The 21654-nt window shown below is 65.9% G+C and carries 16 protein-coding genes; 10 read left to right on the top strand and 6 right to left on the bottom strand.

Annotated elements, in window-relative coordinates:
- Positions 1–18 precede the first annotated feature (18 nt).
- Complete coding sequence (gene pepN / locus NQ038_RS03515; protein WP_257048789.1) at positions 19–2757, top strand: aminopeptidase N; 2739 nt, start codon at positions 19–21, stop codon at positions 2755–2757.
- A 55-nt stretch (positions 2758–2812) separates the two neighbouring features.
- On the opposite strand, the gene NQ038_RS03510 is transcribed toward pepN, so the two are convergent.
- The 6 genes from NQ038_RS03510 to NQ038_RS03485 form a co-directional block, all read right to left on the bottom strand.
- Positions 2813–3910 carry an LLM class flavin-dependent oxidoreductase gene (locus tag NQ038_RS03510; protein WP_257048790.1) on the bottom strand — a complete coding sequence of 366 codons (1098 nt, stop codon included), beginning with the start codon at positions 3908–3910 and terminating at the stop codon, positions 2813–2815.
- 113 nt (positions 3911–4023) lie between these two features.
- Positions 4024–5391: a 4-aminobutyrate--2-oxoglutarate transaminase gene (gene gabT, locus NQ038_RS03505; protein WP_257048792.1), complete on the bottom strand. Its 1368-nt coding sequence runs from the start codon at positions 5389–5391 to the stop codon at positions 4024–4026.
- Positions 5392–5426: 35 nt separating this feature from the next.
- Entirely contained in the window at positions 5427–6548 is a 1122-nt protein-coding gene (locus NQ038_RS03500; protein ID WP_257048794.1) for a folate-binding protein YgfZ, read from the bottom strand.
- A 23-nt stretch (positions 6549–6571) separates the two neighbouring features.
- Positions 6572–7207 carry a hypothetical protein gene (locus tag NQ038_RS03495; RefSeq protein ID WP_257048796.1) on the bottom strand — a complete coding sequence of 212 codons (636 nt, stop codon included), beginning with the start codon at positions 7205–7207 and terminating at the stop codon, positions 6572–6574.
- A gap of 58 nt (positions 7208–7265) precedes the next feature.
- On the bottom strand, positions 7266–7868 hold the full coding sequence (locus NQ038_RS03490; RefSeq protein ID WP_257048797.1) for an FABP family protein: 603 nt from the start codon (positions 7866–7868) through the stop codon (positions 7266–7268).
- 174 nt (positions 7869–8042) lie between these two features.
- Complete coding sequence (locus tag NQ038_RS03485) at positions 8043–8831, bottom strand: ammonia permease (RefSeq protein WP_257048878.1); 789 nt, start codon at positions 8829–8831, stop codon at positions 8043–8045.
- Between the two features lie 126 nt (positions 8832–8957).
- On the opposite strand from NQ038_RS03485, the gene NQ038_RS03480 reads away from it, so the two are divergent.
- From NQ038_RS03480 to pstA, 9 genes are all read left to right on the top strand, one after another.
- Positions 8958–9677: a response regulator transcription factor gene (locus tag NQ038_RS03480; protein WP_257048798.1), complete on the top strand. Its 720-nt coding sequence runs from the start codon at positions 8958–8960 to the stop codon at positions 9675–9677.
- Positions 9667–10596: a mycothiol synthase gene (gene mshD / locus NQ038_RS03475; protein ID WP_257048800.1), complete on the top strand. Its 930-nt coding sequence runs from the start codon at positions 9667–9669 to the stop codon at positions 10594–10596. Before NQ038_RS03480 ends, mshD begins: the two co-directional genes overlap by 11 nt.
- 9 nt (positions 10597–10605) lie before the next feature.
- A complete protein-coding gene (locus tag NQ038_RS03470) occupies positions 10606–12942 on the top strand; it encodes an RNA degradosome polyphosphate kinase (RefSeq protein ID WP_257048802.1) in 2337 nt (778 codons plus the stop codon).
- Positions 12939–13910: a bifunctional NUDIX hydrolase/histidine phosphatase family protein gene (locus NQ038_RS03465; RefSeq protein ID WP_257048803.1), complete on the top strand. Its 972-nt coding sequence runs from the start codon at positions 12939–12941 to the stop codon at positions 13908–13910. The genes NQ038_RS03470 and NQ038_RS03465 overlap by 4 nt, the downstream gene beginning before the upstream one ends.
- Before the next feature lie 237 nt (positions 13911–14147).
- Positions 14148–15737: a stealth family protein gene (locus NQ038_RS03460; protein ID WP_257048804.1), complete on the top strand. Its 1590-nt coding sequence runs from the start codon at positions 14148–14150 to the stop codon at positions 15735–15737.
- Entirely contained in the window at positions 15737–18481 is a 2745-nt protein-coding gene (locus NQ038_RS03455; RefSeq protein ID WP_257048805.1) for a CDP-glycerol glycerophosphotransferase family protein, read from the top strand. Before NQ038_RS03460 ends, NQ038_RS03455 begins: the two co-directional genes overlap by 1 nt.
- Before the next feature lie 167 nt (positions 18482–18648).
- Positions 18649–19761: a phosphate ABC transporter substrate-binding protein PstS gene (gene pstS / locus NQ038_RS03450; RefSeq protein WP_257048807.1), complete on the top strand. Its 1113-nt coding sequence runs from the start codon at positions 18649–18651 to the stop codon at positions 19759–19761.
- A gap of 11 nt (positions 19762–19772) precedes the next feature.
- Entirely contained in the window at positions 19773–20717 is a 945-nt protein-coding gene (gene pstC, locus NQ038_RS03445) for a phosphate ABC transporter permease subunit PstC (protein WP_257048879.1), read from the top strand.
- A gap of 1 nt (position 20718) precedes the next feature.
- Entirely contained in the window at positions 20719–21651 is a 933-nt protein-coding gene (pstA, locus tag NQ038_RS03440) for a phosphate ABC transporter permease PstA (RefSeq protein ID WP_257048808.1), read from the top strand.
- Positions 21652–21654 lie beyond the last annotated feature (3 nt).

Raw genomic sequence — 21654 nt, 5'->3', positions numbered from 1 at the left:
AGGCGAATTCCTCAAGCGATGACGACGAATCTCACTCGTGCCGAGGCACAGGCCCGGGCAGCGCTGCTGACGGTTCACACGTACACGGTCGAGCTGGACCTGGCGAATATCAGGGACCGCAGTGCGATGACCTTCGGTTCCACCACAACTGTCACGTTCACCGCGCGCGACGCGGGCACCACCTTCATCGACTTCATCGCCGATTCCGTCGAGCGCGTGCGCATCGGCGAGACGGAACTCGATCCGGCCGAGGCCTTCGACGGGGCGCGCATCGCCTTCCCGGTGGTGCCCGGCGGCAATACGCTGATAGTCGAGGGCCGGGCCCGGTATTCGCGTTCCGGCGAGGGACTGCACAGGTTCTTCGACCCGGCAGACGGCCTGGTCTACACGTACACCCAGTTCGAACCGACGGATGCCCGTCGCGTCTTCGCGAACTTCGACCAGCCGGATCTCAAGGCCACCTTCGACTTCCGCATCAGCGCCCCAGACGATCTGGTGGCCCTGTCCAACGGTACCGTGGTGCCCGCGTCGGACGCCGGGGCCGAGGCCCCCGCCGGAGACCAGTCGGCACGGATCGTGCGCCATGTCTTCGCCACGACGAAGCGCCAGTCCAGCTACATCACCTGCGTGGCCGTGGGCGACTACGCGGCCGCCCACGACGTCTACACCCATCCGGCCACCGGTCAGCGAATCGAGCTGGGTGTCTTCGCCCGCGCCTCGCTGGCCGACCACATGGACGCAGCCGAGATCTTCGCGATCACGAAGTCCGGCCTGGACTTCTACCACGATTTCTTCGACTACCCCTACCCGTGGGGCAAGTACGATCAGATCTTCGTACCCGAGTACAACCTCGGCGCGATGGAGAATCCCGGCCTGGTGACCTTCACCGATTCCTACCTGTACCGTGACGCCGTCACCCGGACCCAGTACGAATCGCGGGCGAACACGATCCTGCACGAGATGACGCATATGTGGTTCGGCGATCTGGTCACGATGCGCTGGTGGGACGATCTGTGGCTCAAGGAGTCCTTCGCCGATTACATGGGCGGCCTGGCCCTGGCCGAGGCGACCGAGTACACCGACGGCTGGGTGTCCTTTGCGCTGCGGCGCAAGGACTGGGCGTACCGACAGGACCAGTACCCCACGACCCACCCGATCGTCGCCGACATCCCCGATGTCGAGGCCGCGAAGCTGAACTTCGACGGAATCACCTACGCCAAGGGCGCCGCGGTTCTCAAACAGCTGGTCGCCTATGTCGGCCGGGATGCCTTCCGCGCCGGGGCCAGGGCCTACTTCCGGGCCCACGAGTTCTCCAACACCACGCTCGAGGACTTCCTGACCGCGCTGCAGGCCGCGGCGCCACAGCGCGATGTGCGGGCCTGGGCCGCCGCCTGGCTGCAGACCACGGGGATGTCCGAGATGTCCCTGGACGTCCGGCTGGCCTCCGAGGTCCCCGCCTCCGCCGGGGCCGGCGCCCGGCTGGCCGGCTCCGCCCGGGCCCGCGGTTCCGCCACCGCGCCGACCATCGCACAGGCCACCGTGACCCAGCGCAACTCCGATGGGACACAGGTGGTGCGCCCGCACACGCTCCAGCTGGCCGGGTTCAACCGCAGTCGCAGGCGCCTCGAGGCCGCCGGCACCTGGCGCCTCGACATGGCCGGGGCCCAGCAGTCGGTGCCGGAACTGGCCGGTATCGCGCGGCCCGATCTGCTGCTGCTCAACCACGGAGACGACGACTTCGTCAAGGTCCGCCTGGACCAGCAGTCGACGCAGACCGCACTGGCCGCGGTCTCCGGCCTGGCGGACCCGCTGGACCGCGCACTGATCTGGTCGGCGCTGTCGAACGCCACCCGTGACGGACTGTTGCCGGCGACCGACTTCCTCGCCGCCTACGCCGCCGGGCTGGGCCGTGAACACCACGCCGGCATCTTCGCCGGGCTGCGCACCCAGGCGCTGACCGCCTTCGACAGGTGGACCCCGGCCGATGCGCAGTCCACCGCGCTCGAGGACATGCTGGGATCGGCCCTGGACGCGCTACGCCTGAGCACACAGGACTCCGATACCCAGTTGGGCCTGGCGGAACTCGTCCTGGCACTGGTCCGCCGCTCGGTGGTGACCGCGGAACCCGGTCCCGCGGTGGCGGCCGGGCGCGCCTTCGCCTCGCAGCTGCTCAGCGTCCCGGTGGGCAGCCGGATGGGCGAGGCCACCGCCGGCCTGCGGGTCGACCACCACCTGCGGTGGACCGCGCTGATCGCGCTGGTGGCCCTGGGCTGGGCCGACTACGACGACATCGACGCCGAGGAGGCCGGCGATCGGACCGGTTCCGGGGTGCTCAGCGGCATCACCGCCCGTGCCGCCAGGCCACTGCCGATCGTCAAAATGCGCGCTTTCACGCAGGCCACGAGCGACCCGACGCTGTCCAACGACGAACTGTCAGCCCTGATCCGCGGCTTCTCCGTCCCCGCGGCCCTGCCTCTGACCGAGAGTTTCGTCGAGGAGTACTTCACCCGGCTCGACACCTTCTGGGTGGGTCCTGAGCGCTCGATCGAGATCGGCAAGCGACTGCTGCTGGGGCTCTACCCCAGCTGGTCGAGCCGCCCCGCACGGGTCGTCGAGCTGACCACCGACTGGCTTGCGGACCATCCCACGGCCCCCGCCGCGCAGCGTCGGCTGGTGGTGGAACTGCTCGACGATATGCAGCGGGCCCTGAGCCTGAGCACCCAGCCGGCCCCCGGCGCCTCCCGCGGCCGACACTGAGCCGCACCGCTGGGGACGGTTCCGGGAGTAGCGCCGGGCCGGGCGGCGGATCCGGTCAGAGCAGCCGCTGCGCCAGCAGTTCGAGGGTGCGCACCCGGGCGGGGGTGCGATCGAGCGGCTCGTCCGCCCGGGAGCCCGCCACCGGATGGATCATCACCTCGTCGACCTTGAAATCCTCGGCCAACTGCCGGATCCTGGCGGCCGAGTCATCCGCGTCCCCGACGACCCAGGACTGCAGCATCGTGTCCATCACCTGCCGGTGCGCATCCGTGATCAGCCCGCGGACCTCCGTGCCCACGCTCGGCAGGGTGCGCAGCGGAGCGCCGACGCGCAGATTCGCCATCGTGTACATATAGGGTTCGGCCAGTTCGGCGGCCTCGGCCGCGGTGTCTGCGGTCACCACATTGACGGTCAGGAAGGTCCGGGGCGCGGGCGTGGGGTCCTGTCCGGCGCCGGTTGCGGTGGCGCTGAAGCCATCGCGGTAGAGTTTCAGCGCCGAGGCCGTGCCGTGTCCGGAGAAGTGGTGGGCGAACACATAGGGCAGCCCCAGAGCCGCCGCCAGCTGTGCCGAATAGCCGCTGGAGCCCAGCAGCCAGACCTGGGCGAAGGAGTCCGCGTGCGGGGTCGCGCGCAGCGGCTGGGCCCGGCCGCCGTAGAGCTCGACCTGTGCGCCGTCCGGGCCGAGCAGGGCCAGCATGTCCATGATGTGCTGGGGGAAGGCCTGCACCGGATCGACCACGTGCCCGTCGCCGTCGACCAGCTGGGCCTGGCCCAGGTGCCCGCGCATCGCCGCGGAGGTGACCGGGTCGGTGCCCGGGGCCCGGCCGAGCCCCAGATCGATGCGGTCGCCGTAGACCGCATTGAGCAGGGAGAACTGTTCGGCGATCGCCAGGGGTGCGTGATTGGGCAGCATCACTCCCCCGGAGCCCAGGCGGATCCGGTCCGTGCCCTGGCCCAGGTACATGAGCTCGACACCCGGAGTGGTCGAGGCGACCGATGGCATGTTGTGGTGTTCGGCTGTCCAATAGCGCGTATAGCCCAGGGCATCGGCCCGCAGCACCAGCTCGTGGCTGGCCGCCAGGGCCTGCCCCGTGGTCTGCTCCCCGCGCACGGGGATGAGGTCGAGGACTGAGAGTTCGAGGTTTTGCGTCATACCAGAGACAAGGAGCCCCCGCACCGGAGTATTCCCGTGCGGGGGAAGGACTGCGGTGCGGGGGCTCCCGGTGGTCCGCCGGACTCAGCGGACCGGTCGGATCACTGACCGGATCACTTACCCAGGATCTCGTCGAGGCCGGCCTCGAGCACATCGAAGGCGTCGTTGATGAGCGCATCCGAGATCGACAGCGGCGGCAGGAAGCGGATGACCGAGTGGAAGGTGCCGGTGACCAGCACCAGGACTCCGCGTTCGGCGGCGTAGGCCGCCAGCTTGTCGGCCAGTTCGGCGTTCGGCTCCATGGTGCCGGCCTTGACGAACTCGACTGCCTGCATGGCCCCACGGCCGCGCAGTTCGCCCAGTTCGGGGTGGCTCGCCTGCATCTTCTCCAGGCGCGTGACGATGAGTTCGCCGAGCTCCAGGGCGCGGTCGGCCAGGCCGTCCTGCTCATAGGATTCGATCGCGCCAAGTGCTGCGGCGCAGGCCGTCGGGTTGCCACCGTAGGTCCCGCCCAGGCCGCCGCCGGGCACGGCGTCCATGATCTCGGCGCGGCCGGTCACCGCCGACAGCGGCAGGCCGCCGGCGATGCCCTTGGCGGTGGTGATGAGGTCGGGGACGATGCCCTCCCATTCGCAGGCGAACATCTTGCCGGTGCGGGCGAAGCCGGCCTGGACCTCGTCGGCGACGAACACGATGCCGTTGGCGTGCGCGTATTCGACCAGTGCCGGCAGGAAGCCCTCGGCCGGGACGATGAAACCGCCCTCGCCCTGGATGGGCTCGATGACGATCGCCGCGACGTTCTCCCCGCCGATCTGGTTGTCGATCATCGCGATGACGCGCGCGGCGGCCTCTTCACCGGAGACCTTGGTATTGGCCGCGAAGTTGTCGCGGAAGGGGTACGACATGGGTGCGCGGTAGACCTCGCCGGCGAAGGGGCCGAAACCGGTCTTGTAGGGCTTGGCCTTGGCGGTCATCGCCATCGTCAGGTTGGTGCGTCCGTGGTAGGCGTGGTCGAAGACCACGACGGCGTCGCGCTTGGTGTAGGAGCGCGCGATCTTCACCGCGTTCTCCACCGCCTCCGCGCCCGAGTTCAGCAGCACCGAGCGCTTGTCGTGATCGCCGGGGGTCAGGCGGTTGAGCGCCTCGGCGACCTCGATGTAGCTCTCATAGGGGTTGACCATGGCGCAGGTGTGGGTGAAGGCGTCCAGCTGGTCCTTGGCTCGCTGCACAACACGGGGATTCGAATTGCCCACGGTGGTCACGGCGATGCCGGAGCCCAGATCGATGATCTGGTTGCCGTCGATGTCCTTGATGATGCCACCGCCGGCTGCGACGACGTAGGCGGGGAAGGAGGCTCCGACGCCGGCCGGCACGGCCTTGCCGCGGCGGGCCTCCAACTCCAGGGACTTGGGTCCGGGGATCGAGGTGACTACTTTACGTTCCTGGGGCAGGGCGGGGCCGCCCTTTTCGAGTGTGCTCATACTCTCAAGGATAGCCGGACCCCGTGGCCTCCGCCTCACCGGCTCCTGGCGTCGACGTCGCGGTTCAATCGCGGCGCACCTGTCCTGTTGTCCCTGCCGGGTGCCACGATCGTGGTCTGTGCCGCGGTGACGATTTCCTCGTCCCGGCCCGCCACCTGCAGGGGCGCCTCGGGCGCCAGCGTGCGCTTGACCAGGGCCAGGGCGATCGGTCCCAGCTCGTGGTGCAGCGCCACCGAGGTCACATGTCCCACCGGCCGCCTGGCACCGCGCACCTCGGCGGTCACCTCGGCTCCGGGATCGGGCAGACTGTGGCCCGATCCGTCCAAGTGCAGGAACACCAGGCGGCGCGGCACCTGTCCCAGATTGTGCACGCGCGCCACCGCCTCCTGTCCGCGGTAGCAGCCCTTGGCCAGGTGCACCGCGGTGCGCAGCGCGTCGATCTCGCCGACGAGCACCCGGTGGTCGACTTCGGCCGGCCCCGGCCGCCAGGCCTCGATGCGCAGTGCGTCCCAGGCCTCGCGGCCGGCCACTTCGAGTCCTGCGGCAGCCGGATCGAAATCGCGCAGCCCCTCGACCGGAACGAGCTGGATCCGGAAGTCGGTTTCCCACCCCGGGTGCTCGTCGGCGGTGGGACCGGCCGCATCGACCGCGGCATAGGAGGCTCCGCCTGGCAGGACGCGTGGCCACGGGTCGTTCCATTCGACTGCGGCGTCCAATCCGGCGGGGGCCGGGCCCACGGTACCGACTGCCTGATAGTCCGCGGATACATCGGTCAGTTCCACGCGCAGCATGAACTTCATGGATTCGAGCCAGGCGATCGCCCCGTCCGTGTCCATCTCGGAGAGCAGCCACAGCCGGTCCTCGGCCGCATAGACCCGCAGCCAGTGCTCGATGTGCCCGGTGGGGCTCAGGACCAGGGTCTCCGTCGACGTCCCGGGGGCCAGGTCGTCGAGCTTCTGGGAGGTGATCGAGTTCAGCCACGTCAGTCTGTCGGGTCCGGTCAGCGTCAGGATCCGGATCGCGGACAGGTCCGCGATCGCGCGTCCGGCCGCCAGCAGGCGCTGCTCGCGCAGCGGAATGCCGAAGTGGGCGACCTCGTCGGCAGCGGCTCCGATGCCGTAGACGGCCGCGGTGCGGTTGAAGCGCAGGGCGTTCATGTTCCTCCAAATGTCGGTTGGACTCAGCCGGGCAGATGCCGCAGCAGGGGCGCCAGGGTGGTCACCGCGGTGCGCGCGCCCGAGATGTCCTCGGCCGCGGACTCGAGTCCCCCGCGCATCGTATCGACGCCGTCTCGCACCGGCGGCAACAGGCCGGTCGTGTCGATCCGGCCGAGTTCGGCACGCGCCGCGTCGAATGTCTCCAGGGCGTCTGGCAGGTTCTTCAACACCCGCACCGAGGTCCCCAGCCGCTCGGGGATCTGCGCGGGGGAATCGACCCCGCGGACCCGACCGGTCGAGAAATCGATGACCTGGGCCGCCTGCGTCAGGGTGGGCCCGGCATCGTCGGCCAGGTGGGTGAGTTGATCGATCAGCGTGCCGATCGCCGTGATGTTACCGCCCAGGCCCGGAACCCACCGCGTCTGGGGGAAGGGGACCTGGTCGATGTCCGAGCGAGCCGCGGTGAGCTCCCGGTTCGCCGTGTCCAGGTGTCCCTGGGCCGCGTCCGGGTCCTCGCGCAGGGCTGTGAAATACGCGCCGGCGGCATCGCCCGCCCGCTGCAGGTCCTCGCTCAGCCGACCGATCCGCACGGCGGCCAGCGCAGTGACGGCGGCGCCGAGCAGCACCACGACGACAAGGGCCAGGCACAGCGGAAGCACCCAGTGCCTCCGCGGTACCCGGCCCCGTGTCGTGGGTCCGGTGCTCAGTCGCGCCACCTCATGCGACCCGCTTGAGGCGGGCCGATGCGTGGGAGCCCAGTTCACGACCCAGTGCCGCCATATCCCAGGCCCACAGGAGGTCGCCCTCGACCAGGCCGTACATCCGCGTCGAGGCGCGGTAGTCCTTGCTGGTCTTGGTGCGGGCGACGATATCGGTGCTCAGGTCGATGCGCGGCCCGTCGACGCGACCGGTGTAGAGCTCCACGATGCCGTGGGGTTGCACGATCGAGACCTCCAACCCGAAGTCGCCCGATTCCCGCCGCATGGATTCCACGGCTTCGGCCGTGGTGAAGGGCGAGGCGGCGGTGGGCGCGAGCAGGCCGGGGCCGGCATCGTGGTCGGCCCGCGGACGGACCAGCTGCCAGATCCCCGTCTCCAGGCTCAGGGTGTCCCCGATCTGCCCGGATTCGTCGAGCAGCCAGGACTGCGCCGTGTAGTGCAGGTAGGGCGCGCCGGCGGGGTCGACGAAGTCGATCCGCTGACCGAACTGGGTATTCGGGGCATCGCCGTAGCCGACCACGCCCACGCCCTCCCACGACCCGATGAGCCAGGACAGTGGGACGAGTTCGGGATTGAGATCCGCGTCGAGGGTGAATGCCATGGGGATTAGCGCTTGGCCTTGAACAGGCTGGTGACGACCTTGACGGCCACACCCAGGGCGCCCAGACCGGCGATGGCGACGAGTGCTTCGAAGATGATTTCCAGAGTCTGCATGGCCCTAAGTGTACGCGTCCGCACGGTCCCGCTCATCTTCGCAGGACCTAAGCCGCGGGGCTCAGATGATGCCGGGGATCCGCTCGACGATGTACACGGCGATTCCGCCCACCGCGATCGGCGTGGCGCCCAGCGCCAACTGCACGCCCCACTGCCTGGCCTTCTGGCGCTTCTGGGACTTGTGCAGGGAGCCGGCCTGATAGGGCGCCTCGGAGATCTTGCCGAGCATCCGGTCGACGACGATGACGACCAGGCCCATCAGCAGGCCCAGCAGGTTGGCCGCGCCCCAGTGCTCGATGGTGGAGCCGTCGAGCCAGTAGATGGCGTTGGCGCCCACGATTCCCAGCACCACGGCCAGGGGGCCGGCGAACTTGCCGGGCCATGGCATAGCGGTCGCGCACTGGGCCAGCATGATGGCCACCAGGCCCATGATCACGGCATTGCGCTCACCGGCCAACCTGATCGCCGCGGCCCAGCTGCAGGTCGACAGGACGATGACGACGCCGGCGACGTGCGCGGACACATTCGCCACCGCATTGTCCGCATCGATCCCGCGCGAGAGGTTCTGTACGAACGACCACAGCAGGCCCAGGGCCGCCAGGATCGGCAACCATTCGAGGTACGGCGGGTGATCGGCCAGCCAGGTGGCGGCCATTCCGGCCAGGCCGAACAGGCCGAGCATGAGCGAGGTGATGTGCGGCTGTGGGGTGTCGGTCAGCCGGGGCCAACCGAAGGCGATGAACACGACGACCAGGGCAGAGCCCATCACCACGGGCACGTATCCGAAGACGCTCGTCACGCCCAGGGTCACGGCCAGTAACAACGCGACGACGACGCGGATCCAGTTCATCACGCCTACCATTTTGGCCCATCATGGCCCACGGGCCTAACCGGACGGTGATAACCCGCCTGCCGCTGTGGGGTCGTTATACTTCTTTCAGAGGTGGCCCATCACATATGAGGAGGGAGTCGTAGTTTGCGGATTCTGCACATCATCCCGACTCAGGCGCCGGTGAGTGCCGCGGCCGGCCCGGGCAATCCCGCCGCCCTGACCTTCCTCCCCCACACCGTGTACAGGTCCAGCCTGGACGGGGGCTCGCTGCTGCGCGCGCCGCACAGCGATGTCGTCATCTTCGACGCGACCACCGATCTGAGTCGGACCGCCACCGTTGTGGATTATCTGCGCACCATGTCGATCACCGCACCCGTCATCATCGTGCTCAGCGAGGGCGGGCTGGCCGCCGCGAATCCCGCATGGGGTGCCGCTGACATCATCCTGGCCGGCGCGGGCCCCGCAGAAATCGACGCCCGCCTCAAACTGGCCGCAGGGCACGCCCAGGCACCCGCTGCACCGGAGTCCAACCAGCCCACGGTCGTGGGTTCGCTGGAGATCGACGAGGACTCGTACACCGCCACCGCCGGCGGGAAGAACCTCGACCTGACCTTCAAGGAGTTCGAACTGCTGAAGTACCTGGCCCAGCACCCGGGCCGGGCCTTCACCCGGGCCCAGCTGCTGCAGGACGTGTGGGGCTACGACTACTACGGCGGCACGCGGACCGTGGACGTGCACGTGCGCCGACTGCGCGCCAAGCTGGGACCCGAACTCGATTCGACCATCCTGACGGTGCGCAATGTGGGCTACCGTTTCAGTCCAGAACAGGCCGATGACGCGAAGGAGGACCAGGATGCGGATTGAGGAAACCGGACTGACCGAGGAGGTCGGCTCCCTGCTGAGCACCGCCGCCGCGGCCGATGGGATCGCGCCGATCTCCGACGGTCTGCTGAGTGCCGCCGCAGCATCGGAATCCGTCACACTAGGACTGCGCGACGACGCCGGAGCACTGATCGGCTGGGCCGTGGCCGCACCCCAGGGCGAGCGCGGCGCCGCCGAACTCGTCATCGCCCCCGCGGCACGCGGCGCCGGCGCCGGAACCCGACTCGTCGCCGCTTTGCTGGAGCACTTGGCGGCCGTTCCCGACGCCGTCGATTCCACCTGGTTCTGGTCCCACGGCGACCATCCGGGAGCCCGTCGGCTGGCGGCGGCCCGCGGCTACCGGCGCGAACGGGAACTGCTGCAACTGCACACCGGAGACCTGGCCGAGCTGGAGATCCCGGCCCCGCAGATTCCCACAGGTGTGGAGATCCGCACCTTCCGCCCCGGCGACGAGGCCGACTGGCGCGCGGTGAACAACCGGGCCTTCGACTGGCACCCCGAACAGGGCCGGCAGTCGGCTGAGTCCTACGCCGCACGGGTCGCCGAACCGGACTTCGATCCGGCCGATGTGTTCTTCGCCGTGGCGAGCGCCGGCGAGCGGGCAGGGCGGATCATCGGATTCCACGAGACCAAGCTGCACACCGACTCCCCGCTGGCCGAGCGCGTCGGCGAGGTCTACGTCATCGGGGTCGATCCGGACGCCGGCGCCCACGGGGTTGGCAGGGCGCTGACCCTGGCAGGGATGGCGCATCTGCGGGACCGCGGGGCCGACCTGATCGAGCTGTACGTCGAGTCCGACAACGACAGGGCGCTGCGACTCTACGAGTCCCTGGGCTTCGGCCACCGCATCGTCCACGCCAGCTACGCCCCGCCCGCTGCACCGACCGCACCGACCATGTGAGGACATGCCATGTACAACGCCCAGCAGGCCGTCACCGCCTTCAACCTGCCGGAGCCGAAGGACCGGTTCTTCGATCGGGAACTGTCCTGGCTGGCCTTCAATGAGCGGGTCCTGACCCTGGCCGCCGACGAATCGATCCCGCTGTTGGAGAGATTGAATTTCCTGGCGATCTTCGCCTCGAACCTCGACGAGTTCTTCATGGTCCGCGTCGCCGGCCTCAAGCGCCGGATCCAGACGGGACTGGCGGTGCCCACCCTGACCGGCGAGACGCCCCTGACCGTCATGGCGAAGATCAGCCGGCGGGCCAGGGAACTGATGGAGCGACAGGTCGAACTGTTCCGCGCCGATATCCGGCCCCGGCTGGCCGACGAGGGCATCCACTTCGTGACGATGGACCAGCTCGACGGGGACGAGCGGGCGATGGCCGATGATTTCTTCACCAGCCAGGTCTTCCCCGTGCTCACCCCGCTGGCGGTCGATCCCTCGCATCCCTTCCCCTATATCTCCGGGTTGTCACTGAACCTGGGGGTGCTGCTGCGCAATCCCACCACTGGGGCGGAACTGTTCGCCCGGGTCAAGGTCCCACAGACCCTGCCGCGGTTCATCAATGTCTCCGCCCACCGGGGGGTGCGCCAGGTCGGTCCCGACACCCCGGCCCGCTTCCTCAAACTCGAAGACCTCATCGCCGCGCACTTGACGCGGCTGTTCACCGGGATGGAGATCCTCAACTGCTCCGTCTTCCGCGTCACCCGCAACGAGGATCTGGAAGTCGAGGAGGACGACACCGAGAACCTGCTCAAGGCGCTGGAGAAGGAACTGCTGCGCCGCCGCTTCGGTCCCGCCGTGCGCCTGGAGGCCACCGGGGACCTGCACCCGCGGGTCCGCGAGATCCTCATCGACGAGCTCGAACTCGACGAGCGCGAGGTCTTCACGCTGGACGACCCGCTGGACATGCGGGGCCTGGGGATCGTCGTCGACATCGAACGCGACGATCTGCACTTCCCCCGGGCCGTGCCCAAGACCAACCGCGACCTGGCCCCGGTGGAGTCCTCCGACCAGGTCGATGTGTTCGAGGCGATGCGCGAACACGAGGTGCTGCTGCACCACCCGTACGATTCCTTCTCCACCTCCGTGCAGGCCTTCCTGGAACAGGCTGCCACCGACCCGCAGGTACTGGCGATCAAGCAGACGCTCTACCGGACCTCGGGCGACTCCCCCATCGTCAACGCCCTGGTCGACGCCGCGCAGGCGGGCAAGCAGGTGCTGGCGGTGGTGGAGATCAAGGCCCGGTTCGACGAGGAGGCCAATATCATCTGGGCCCGCAAGCTCGAACGCGCCGGCGTCCACGTGGTCTACGGGGTGGTGGGGCTGAAAACCCATGCGAAGCTGTCCCTGGTGGTCAGGCGGGAGGCCGACGGGCTGCGCCGTTACTGCCATGTGGGCACGGGCAACTACAATCCCAAGACCGCCCGCGGCTATGAGGACCTGGGCCTGCTGTCGACCGATCCCGTGCTGGCCGATGACCTGAGCAAGTTGTTCAACCGGCTCTCCGGCTATTCCCCGCTGGCCGATTTCTCCCGCCTGCTGGTCTCCCCACAGCGGGTTCGCGAGGGCCTGCTGGAGCTCATCGGTCAACAGACCGAACTGGCCGCAGCCGGCAGACCCGCGCGGATCAGGATCAAGGTCAACTCGATCGTCGACGAGGCCCTGGTCGATGCGCTCTACCTGGCCTCCCGCGCCGGGGTGAAGGTGCAGCTGTTCGTCCGCGGCATCTGCTCGCTGCGCCCCGGAGTGCCGGGCCTGTCGGAGAACATCGAGGTCAGGTCCGTACTGGGACGCTATCTGGAGCATTCGCGCATCTTCGTCTTCGGCTCCGGTGCGGAATCCACCGCCTACATCGGCTCGGCCGACCTCATGCACCGCAATCTGGACCGCAGGGTCGAGGCCCTGGTCCGGTTGGAGACGCCGGCCCACCGCGGGGCGGTGGAGGACCTGTTCGATCTTGCCTTCTCGAATCGCACGGCGAGCTTCCGGCTCGACGCCGACGGCGCCTGGACCCGGCACTCCCGCAGCGAATCCGGAGCGGTGCTGCGCGACTACCAGTTCACCCTGATCGAACGCGGCAGGCGGGACCATGCGAGTAGTTCGAGCGGCGCGCGGGCCCGGCACGTCACGGATTCGACCATCGGTCAACTCGCCTCGGCTCCGACGACCGCCGCGACCACGGCACAGGAGGAGGACGAACTACAGTCCCAGCCCGGCGCGCCGGTGCCCACCGCAGCGCCCGGGCGTCCGGGCCCGACCGCCCGGCCCACTCCGCTGACCATGGCACGGGGCCGCCGATGAGCCAGGCCGTGTCGAACGCAGGGGAATCCGCCGGAGTTCGTGCGGACGTCTACGCCGCCGGCGCCGTGTGCTGGCGCGAACGCGGCGGAGTGCTCGAGGTCCTGCTGGTCCACCGGCCCAAGTACAACGACTGGTCGTGGCCCAAGGGCAAGGTGGAGCCGGGCGAGACCCTGCCGGAGACCGCGGTGCGCGAGGTCGCCGAGGAAACCGGGTACCGTATCCACTTGGGCATTCCGCTGCCAGCTGCCCGGTACACGGTCGGCAAGCGGCTGGACAAGCACGTGTCCTACTGGGCCGCACAGGTGAAATCCGATGCGCCTCCCGCACCGGAGAATCCCAAGGAGATCGACGAGGCAGCCTGGTGCCCTGCGCAGACCGCCCTGAGCAGGCTCAGCGCCCACGCCGACCGGGAACAGCTGACCCGGCTGATGCAGGCCCATGCGACCGGCAGCCTGTTCACCTGGCCCTTCATCCTGGTGCGCCACGGCAAGGCGTTCCCGCGGGCCAAATGGCATGAGACCGAGTCGGTTCGCCCCCTGCTGGGTCTGGGGACCGTGCAGGCCATGGCACTGACCGGGCTGTTGAGCGCTTGGAAGATCAAACGGGTCTACTCATCACCGTGGAAACGCTGTGTGGCGACCGTCAAGCCGATCGCCGCGGCCCTCGGTAAGAACGTCAGGCTACTGGCCCCGCTGTCGGAGAAGGCGCACACCCTGGCGCCGCAGAAGACCGTCAAGACGATCGAGAAGCTATTGCTCAAGGAACAGCCGGCCGTGGTGTGCACCCACCGGCCCGTGCTGCCGAGCATCCTGCACGTCTTGGGCGAGCACGCGCCGGCCGGGGTCCGCACCGAACTGCCGCAGGAGGATCCCTACCTGCACCCCGGCGAGGTCCTCATCGCCCATGTGCGCCGGGGCCCCGTGCCGCGCATCGTCGCGCTGGAGCGGTTCCGCCCGATCGACGGCTGACTGTGCTCCCGTAGTTCTCGCGGCACGTAAGGCCACTTTTCCGCATCCTCGGACCACCATGTGCGACGCACTAGCCGAATTGACCGTCTTTGGTAGGGCATATGGATATAATGGTGCGAGATCCCCACTTTTCGGCTTCGTCCGGTATGGGTTCTGCAGTTGGTACTACTCGAACGGAGCCCCGTGTTACATCCCCGCACCGCCACGTCATCGCTCGTCCGGACGATGGTGTCGCGTATGACGCCAAGGCAGCTGCAGTTGACCGCAGGGGCCGTGTACACAGCCGGTGCACGCGAGGGCTTCGGTCGGGCCGCTGAACGGCCGGGCGCGCAGAAATCAGCCGCTACCAGTTCTTTCCACTACGATGCCCGCGCCCATGTCGAGGCCACCAGGGCCGCGGTCGCCACGGCCCTTGACGCGCTGAGCATCCAGCACGTACAGCTCCCCCAAGTCGGAGCCTTCGTTCCCATCCTGGTCATTCCCGAAAGCGCGACCTATCCCTTCGTGCGCAATATCGACGCATATTTCCCGGCGGATTCTTGGAGTATCCGTTTCCTCAACGTGCAGCGGCGGGCGTTGAGCCGCCGCGCAGCTCTGCGCCGCCCTGACCAGATCGGCTCCATCAGGTTGGCCCACCGTCAGGAAGCCGCCAACGGCCGGCAGATGACGACCAACCAAGAGATCGTGTCGATCGAGCCGTGGGCGATTCTGGACAACCGAGTGCCCCGGGTCGACGGGGAAACGCATATTCCGGGGACTCTACACAGGAAGATCAGCAGGCCGCGCACCCTGGTCGAATACATCGTCCCGGACCGGTGGAACGATACCGTTGAGAACCACAATGGTCGGATCGCCTGGGACTGCCCGCATCTGTACGAGGTCGAGGGGCCAGTCGACCTCGTCTACACCTGGGTCGACGGCGACGATCCGGGCTGGAGGGCCAAACGCGCCGCCGTCGAGGCATCGGTGGACCCCGGCTCGCTCAATGAAACGGCGACCGTGACATCCCGGTTCATCAGCCGCAATGAGCTGAAGTACTCCCTGCGATCGGTCGAGTACTACGCCAGCTGGGTCCGTACGATCTACCTGGTCACCGATGGACAGATTCCGGACTGGCTGGACACCTCGAACCCCAAAATCAAGGTGATCGACCACAAGGACATCTTCACGGATGCCGACGCCCTGCCCGTGTTCAACTCACACGCCATCGAATCGCAGCTGCACCATATACCCGGGCTGGCCGATAAGTACGTCTACATGAACGACGACATCGTCTTCATGCGCCCTACCAACCCCGAGCTCTTCTTCACCGGCAGCGGACAGTCGAAGTTCTTCCCGTCCGCGGCGCCGCTGGACATCGAACCACCCAGCTCCAGGGATCTGCCGGTGATGTCAGCGGCAAAGCGCAACCGCGACTACATCCGGACCAATTACGGCCGGATCGTGACGAACAAATTCAAGCACACCCCACATCCGCAGTTGCGCCGCGAACTGGAATGGATGGAAGAACAACACCCCGATATGTTCACGCAGGTCGAACACTCCAGGTTCCGCCATCCCGACGACCTGTCCATCACCAGTTCCCTGTACCACTACGATGCCTACGCCAGAGGCCGCGCAGTGGAGGCGAACATCCGCTACGCCTACCTGGACATCGCAGTGAAGGACCGTGACCTGCGTTTAGCCCGCCTGTCACAGCGGAAGGACTTGGATGTGTTCTGCGCCAATGACACCAATGCGGATCCCTCGGTCAATGACGCCATCACCGCCTCCCTACTCCACTTCTTCGAGACCGTCTTCCCAGTCAAGAGCAGTTTCGAGAAGTAATGCACCACGACCAGATCCGAACCAAGGAATCCGAATTGCCCATGTCTGTATCCGCTTCAGCCCGATCTCTGCCCACCTTCGCCGTGGTCTCCGCCGTCTACAACGTCGATCGTTTCCTGGGCGACTTCACCGGATCACTGGACCGGCAGACAATCGATCATGCGCGGTTGCACGTCATTATGGTTGACGATGGCTCTACGGACGATTCGGCCCAGACTCTGCGAACCTGGGCACAGCGCACCGATATCGATGTGACCGTAGTGAGCCAGACCAATGCAGGCCAGGGCCCTGCCCGTAACCACGGCTTGGAATTAGTGGGTAATGCGGATTGGGTCACTTTCATCGACCCCGACGACTTCGTCGCCGACGACTACTTCGAGCGTATTTCCGATTTCCTGATAGAGCACCCTGATGCGATTATGGCTGTCGGCCATCAGCACGATTACTATGATGACGGGCGTGAAGAACAAGTGGACAGACACCCACTGCGTTTCCGCTTCGCCGGTGGTGACCAGTTGGTCGATATCGATAGGTTTCCACGATTCATCCACATGCACGCAGCGTCTACTTTTTTCAGGGTCACAACACTCCATCGACTTAACACCCACTTCGACAAACGGATTCGCCCCATATTCGAAGATGGGCATTTCGTAGCCCATTACTTGCTTGACCAACGAGACCGCCTTGTCGGGTTCGTCGGAACCGCAATATATAATTATCGTCGTCGAGCCGATGGGACCTCATCCCTGCAGATAGCAGGAGTGGACCCACGCAAATACACTGACGTACTTGAATTCGGTTATCTTGATCTCCTAACCTCCGCGTCTAGACTATCACCCACTATTCCCCGTTGGATTCAAAACACGGTTATCTATGAATTAACTTGGGTGCTCCGTGCCGAAGAGTCAATGTTCGGGAAGACTGCAGGTCTTGATCAGACTACCTGTATAAAATTTCACCAACTCGTAAGTAAAATCCGACCATTCCTTGAAGACATAGTCGTAGAAGGTTTTGATCTAATCAAGCGCTCAGCGTCACAACGCGAAGCTCTAAGCCATGGATACGACAGTGTCACCTGGCATTGGGACAGAGTATTCGTTAGCGACTTGGATCATTCTCAAGGGTTAGTCAAGCTGACTTATCGCTTCACCGGACCACAGCCAGAAGAAGAATTCCTCGTGCGAGGTCTTACAACCCAACCACATCATTCCAAAACTCGCGATATCGTATATCTCCAAAGAACTCTGCTCCATGAACGAACCGTTTGGGTATGGAGTAACGGGGAGATCGAGGCACGCATATCAGGGAAGTCAATACCCTTAACGTTTACATGGCCCACTTCAGGATATTTAACATTACGCCGAGGAGAAATCGAGAAGTATCGAGCTAAATCAAGTCTACCCACCAGGAAAACACCCTCTCGTAAAACTTTCAAATTTTTCGATGGCGATGCAGAACGTCTTGCAAACCTCCGTATTTTCAAAAACCTGTTCTCACGCGCCTGGGTTCTCATGGACCGGGGCCCCGATGCCCACGACAACGCCGAGCACCTCTTCACTTATCTACGAAAGCACCGACGGGACATCAACGCCTGGTTCGTCGTCTCCAAGGACTCGCCAGACTACTCCCGTCTGAAAAAGGCCGGGTACAAACGGGTCATCGCCCACGGCTCACTATTGTGGAAAATACTCTGCCTCAACGCCACCCATATCGTTTCTTCACATGCCAATGGACATGTGTACAACCCATTCCCGCGCACGGGCGGATGGAAGTGGAAGTTCTTCTTCCTCCAACATGGCGTAATTAAGGATGACCTGTCCCGTTGGCTGTCTCCCAAGCCGATCGCGGGCTTTATCACCACCACACAGGCCGAATACGCTTCGGTTTGCGGCGAAGGGTCCGAGTACAAGTTCTCACCTCACGAGGTAGCGAATACCGGGCTCGCGCGATATGACCGTCTCGTCCGGATCGCCGCACGGCACAATGATCCTAAATCCATCGTAGTCATGCCCACTTGGCGACAGTTCCTAGTGGGGGACGTCGACCCGGCTACTGGTGCTCCCGGCCTGCTTGCCGATTTCGAGCAGTCGGAATATTGCCAGGCTTGGACCACAGTGGTGAATTCAACCACTCTCCAGTCGCTCGCCCGTGCTTTCGGATTATCCATCACGTTCATGCCCCACCCCAATATCACCCCGTACCTGGACCGGTTCAATATCCCCCAGGACGTTCACATGGCCTCCTATGAAACCGACGACGTCCAAGAGGTCCTTGCCAACGCGGCCCTAGTCATCACCGATTACTCCTCCATCGCCTTCGACACCGCTATGATCCGCCGACCCGTCGTCTACTATCAGTTCGATCGGGAGGTCGTATTCAGAGGAGGCCATACGACACGACCTGGTTACTTCGACTACGATCGGGATGGATTCGGCCCCGTCTGCCGGACCTTCACCGAACTCGAAGAATCCCTGCCCGCGCTGCTCGATTCCCCCGGTGAGCTCCGGCCGGAATTCGCCGAACGCGTCGAACAGGTTTTCGCACCGGCCGATGGCAAGAACTGCGAGCGCACTGTGGCCTTCATCGAATCGCTCGGTAAGAAGCTCACTAGACGTCAGGCACGCACTCCGATTCCTACCCCTCCAGCACCAAAACGCTATCCCGAGGCTGTTAATCGAACGGGCACACTCACCCCCGTACCATTGACAACGATGACGCAAGCCTCCGCAGAGGCCGCTTCCTAAACGGCCAGCGGGGCATGCGGATTCCCTGACGGCTCCATTCCTGACTCGTTCCACCGCTGTTCACTCACCGTTCACCCGCTATGGGTCTTCGGGCAAACTGCCGCTTCTACCGTGAAGGCGAAGCGGGCGTTCGGCCCGAAGAACCCTGGTGTGAAAGGTACATCATAGTGAAACTCAAGCGCGTCATCCCCGCCGCCGCCATCGTCTCGATCGGCGCTCTCACGCTGTCCGCCTGTGGCGGTTCGGCCACGGGGGAAACCGGGACCGGTTCCCAGGCGTCGGATTCCGCAAGTGTTTCCGGCACCCTGGTGGGCATCGGGTCCTCGGCGCAGAAGTCCGCTGTGCAGGCCTGGTCAACCGACTTCAAGTCGGCGAATTCGGGAGCCCAGGTGAACTACTCGCCCGATGGTTCGGGTGCCGGCGTCAAGCAGTTCCTGGCCGGCACCGCGGACTTCGCAGGTTCCGACGCCTACCTCGAGGACGATCAGGTCGAAGCCGCCAAGAAGGTCTGCGGGCCCGATGGCGCCATCGAGTTCCCCGTCTACATCTCCCCCATTTCGGTGGCCTTCAACCTCGAGGGGGTGAGCGAACTCAATATGTCCCCATCCCTCATCGCACAGATTTTCTCCGGCAAGATCACCACGTGGAACGATCCGGCGATCAAGGCGGAGAACGCCGATGCCAACCTGCCGGACTCCCCCATCACCGCCGTGCACCGCAAGGACGAATCGGGCACCACGGAGAACTTCACGGACTACCTGAACAAGACCGCCTCCAAGGACTGGCCCGATGAGGGCTCCAAGGAGTTCCCCGGCGCCTACAAGGGCGAATCCGCGCAGGGCACCGATGGCGTCGTCTCCACGGTGACGAAGACCAAGGGGGCGATCGGCTACGTCGACTCCTCCGCCGTCACCGACGATATGGGAACCGCGAAGATCAAGGTCGGCGACACCTATGTGGCCCATTCGGCCGAGGCCGCTGCCAAGGCCGTCGAGGCCTCCGATCAGGTGTCCGGCCGCGGCGAGAACGACATCGCCATCGACATCAAGCGCGATTCCACCGAGGCGGACACCTACCCGCTGGTCCTGGTGTCCTATCACATCGTCTGCTCGGCCTATGCCGACCAGGCCAAGGCCGATCTGGTCAAGTCCTGGGAGAAGTACGTGCTCAGCGATGAGGGGCAGCAGTCGGGTGCGGAGAACGCCAAATCCGCGCCGCTGTCCCCGGCCGTAGCCGAAAAGGCCGCCAAGGCAGTCGACACGATTAAGGTCAAGGGTTGAGCGACACAGTAATCGAGCGCCCGGCCGCATCACGGACACGCGCCGTGGTGCGGCCGGGCGACCGCATTTTCTCCCTCCTGTCGCTGGCGGCTGGCATCCTGATCCTGGCCATCCTGGCCGGTGTGGCGCTGTTCCTGTTGTTGCAGTCGACCGATGTCATCAGGGCCTCGGCCTCGGAGCCCGGTTCGATCTCCGGCGGGCACGGGTTCATTGCCTATGTGCTGCCGCTGATCGCGGGCACGCTCATCAGCGCGCTCATCGCGCTGCTGGTCGCCACTCCCTTCGCCCTGGGCATCGCACTGTTCACCACGCACATCGCACCACGCCGTTTCGCCTCCAGCCTGGGCTATGTCATCGACCTGCTGGCGGCCATTCCCTCGGTGGTCTACGGACTGTGGGGCCTGTCCATCTCCGGACACCTCACGGGCCTCTACGCCTGGCTGGCGACCTGGCTGGGCTGGATCCCGATCTTCGCCCCCGATGCGGGCGGCGGAGTGTCCCAGACCGGCAATACCATCCTCACCGCCTCCCTGGTGCTGTCCATCATGGTGCTGCCGATCATCACCTCCCTGTCGCGCGAGGTCTTCCTGCAGACGCCCCGGCTGCAGGAGGAGGCGGCCCTGGCCCTGGGCGCGACCCGCTGGGAGATGATCCGTATGGCCGTGCTGCCCTTCGGCACCTCGGGCATCGTCTCGGCCATCATGCTGGGACTGGGCCGGGCCCTGGGCGAGACCATGGCGGTTGCCATGGTCCTGTCCTCGGGCGGACTGACCCTGTCCCTACTGGTATCCGGCAACCAGACGATCGCCGCGGAGATCGCACAGAACTTCCCAGAGGCCTCGGGACTGCGGCTCTCGGAACTCATCTCCATCGGCCTGGTGCTCTTCGCGATCACCCTGATCGTGAACATGGCGGCCCGCTGGATCGTCACCCGCACGACCATCAAGGAGGGCTGATATGAACCGCCGCAAAGTGACCGACCGGGTCATGACGACACTCATCGTGGCCTCCTTCGTCATCGCCTGCATCCCGCTGCTGGCCCTGCTGTGGATGGCCGTCAGCCGTGGACTGCCCGTGCTGCTGGAGAACTCCACGGTGCTCACCCGGACCATGGACGGGATGAAGGGGGTATTCGACCGCGAATTCGTCGCCGGCGACGGACCCCTGATGGGCGGGTTCTACCATGCGATCGTCGGCACCGTCCTCATCACGTTGGTCGCGGCCATCATCTCGATCCCGATCGGCGTGCTCGCAGCCATCTACCTGGTCGAGTACGCGGGGAAGAACCGGCTGGGCCGGGCGATCACCTTCTTCGTCGACGTGATGACCGGCATTCCGTCGATCGTCGCCGGCCTGTTCGCCTTCGCCCTGTTCTCGACGGTCATCGGCATCGTGGCGCCCTCCCAGCTGACCAATGCCAAATCCGGGCTGGCCGCGGCCGTCGCCCTGTCCGTGCTGATGATCCCTCTGGTCGTGCGCTCGACGGAGGAGATCCTGCGCCTGGTCCCCCACGACCTGCGCGAGGCCACATACGCCCTGGGCGTGCCGAAGTGGAAGACGATCATGAAGATCGTCCTGCCCACCGCGATCAGCGGCATCCTGTCGGGGATCACGATCGCGATCTCCCGGGTGATCGGCGAAACCGCGCCCATCATGGTCACCGCCGGGTTCGCCGCCGGAATGAACTGGAACGTGTTCTCCGGCTGGATGACCACCCTGCCGACCTTCATCTACGATGCGCAGATGCGCCCCACCGCGCCCGGGTCCGACGCCATCGCCAGCTATGATCGCGCCTGGGCAGCGGCCCTGGTGCTCATCGTGCTGGTCATGGTGCTCAACCTGGCCGCCCGAATCATCGCCCACCGGCTGGCCCCCAAGGCCTCCCGCTAGGCA

The sequence above is a fragment of the Brevibacterium sp. 50QC2O2 genome, from assembly GCF_024580675.1.
GTDB classification, from domain to species: domain Bacteria; phylum Actinomycetota; class Actinomycetes; order Actinomycetales; family Brevibacteriaceae; genus Brevibacterium; species Brevibacterium moorei.
Note: the sequence above shows the minus strand (reverse complement) of the source record. Positions and strands in the feature narration are given on the sequence as shown.

Coding starts and splice junctions, on each gene's coding strand:
- pepN (WP_257048789.1), top strand. CDS start 19: ATGACGACGAATCTCACTCGTGCCGAGGCACAGGCCCGGGCAGCGCTG.
- NQ038_RS03510 (WP_257048790.1), bottom strand. CDS start 3,910: ATGACGCAAAACCTCGAACTCTCAGTCCTCGACCTCATCCCCGTGCGC.
- gabT (WP_257048792.1), bottom strand. CDS start 5,391: ATGAGCACACTCGAAAAGGGCGGCCCCGCCCTGCCCCAGGAACGTAAA.
- NQ038_RS03500 (WP_257048794.1), bottom strand. CDS start 6,548: ATGAACGCCCTGCGCTTCAACCGCACCGCGGCCGTCTACGGCATCGGA.
- NQ038_RS03490 (WP_257048797.1), bottom strand. CDS start 7,868: ATGGCATTCACCCTCGACGCGGATCTCAATCCCGAACTCGTCCCACTG.
- NQ038_RS03485 (WP_257048878.1), bottom strand. CDS start 8,831: ATGAACTGGATCCGCGTCGTCGTCGCGTTGTTACTGGCCGTGACCCTG.
- mshD (WP_257048800.1), top strand. CDS start 9,667: ATGCGGATTGAGGAAACCGGACTGACCGAGGAGGTCGGCTCCCTGCTG.
- NQ038_RS03470 (WP_257048802.1), top strand. CDS start 10,606: ATGTACAACGCCCAGCAGGCCGTCACCGCCTTCAACCTGCCGGAGCCG.
- NQ038_RS03465 (WP_257048803.1), top strand. CDS start 12,939: ATGAGCCAGGCCGTGTCGAACGCAGGGGAATCCGCCGGAGTTCGTGCG.
- NQ038_RS03460 (WP_257048804.1), top strand. CDS start 14,148: ATGACGCCAAGGCAGCTGCAGTTGACCGCAGGGGCCGTGTACACAGCC.
- NQ038_RS03455 (WP_257048805.1), top strand. CDS start 15,737: ATGCACCACGACCAGATCCGAACCAAGGAATCCGAATTGCCCATGTCT.
- pstA (WP_257048808.1), top strand. CDS start 20,719: ATGAACCGCCGCAAAGTGACCGACCGGGTCATGACGACACTCATCGTG.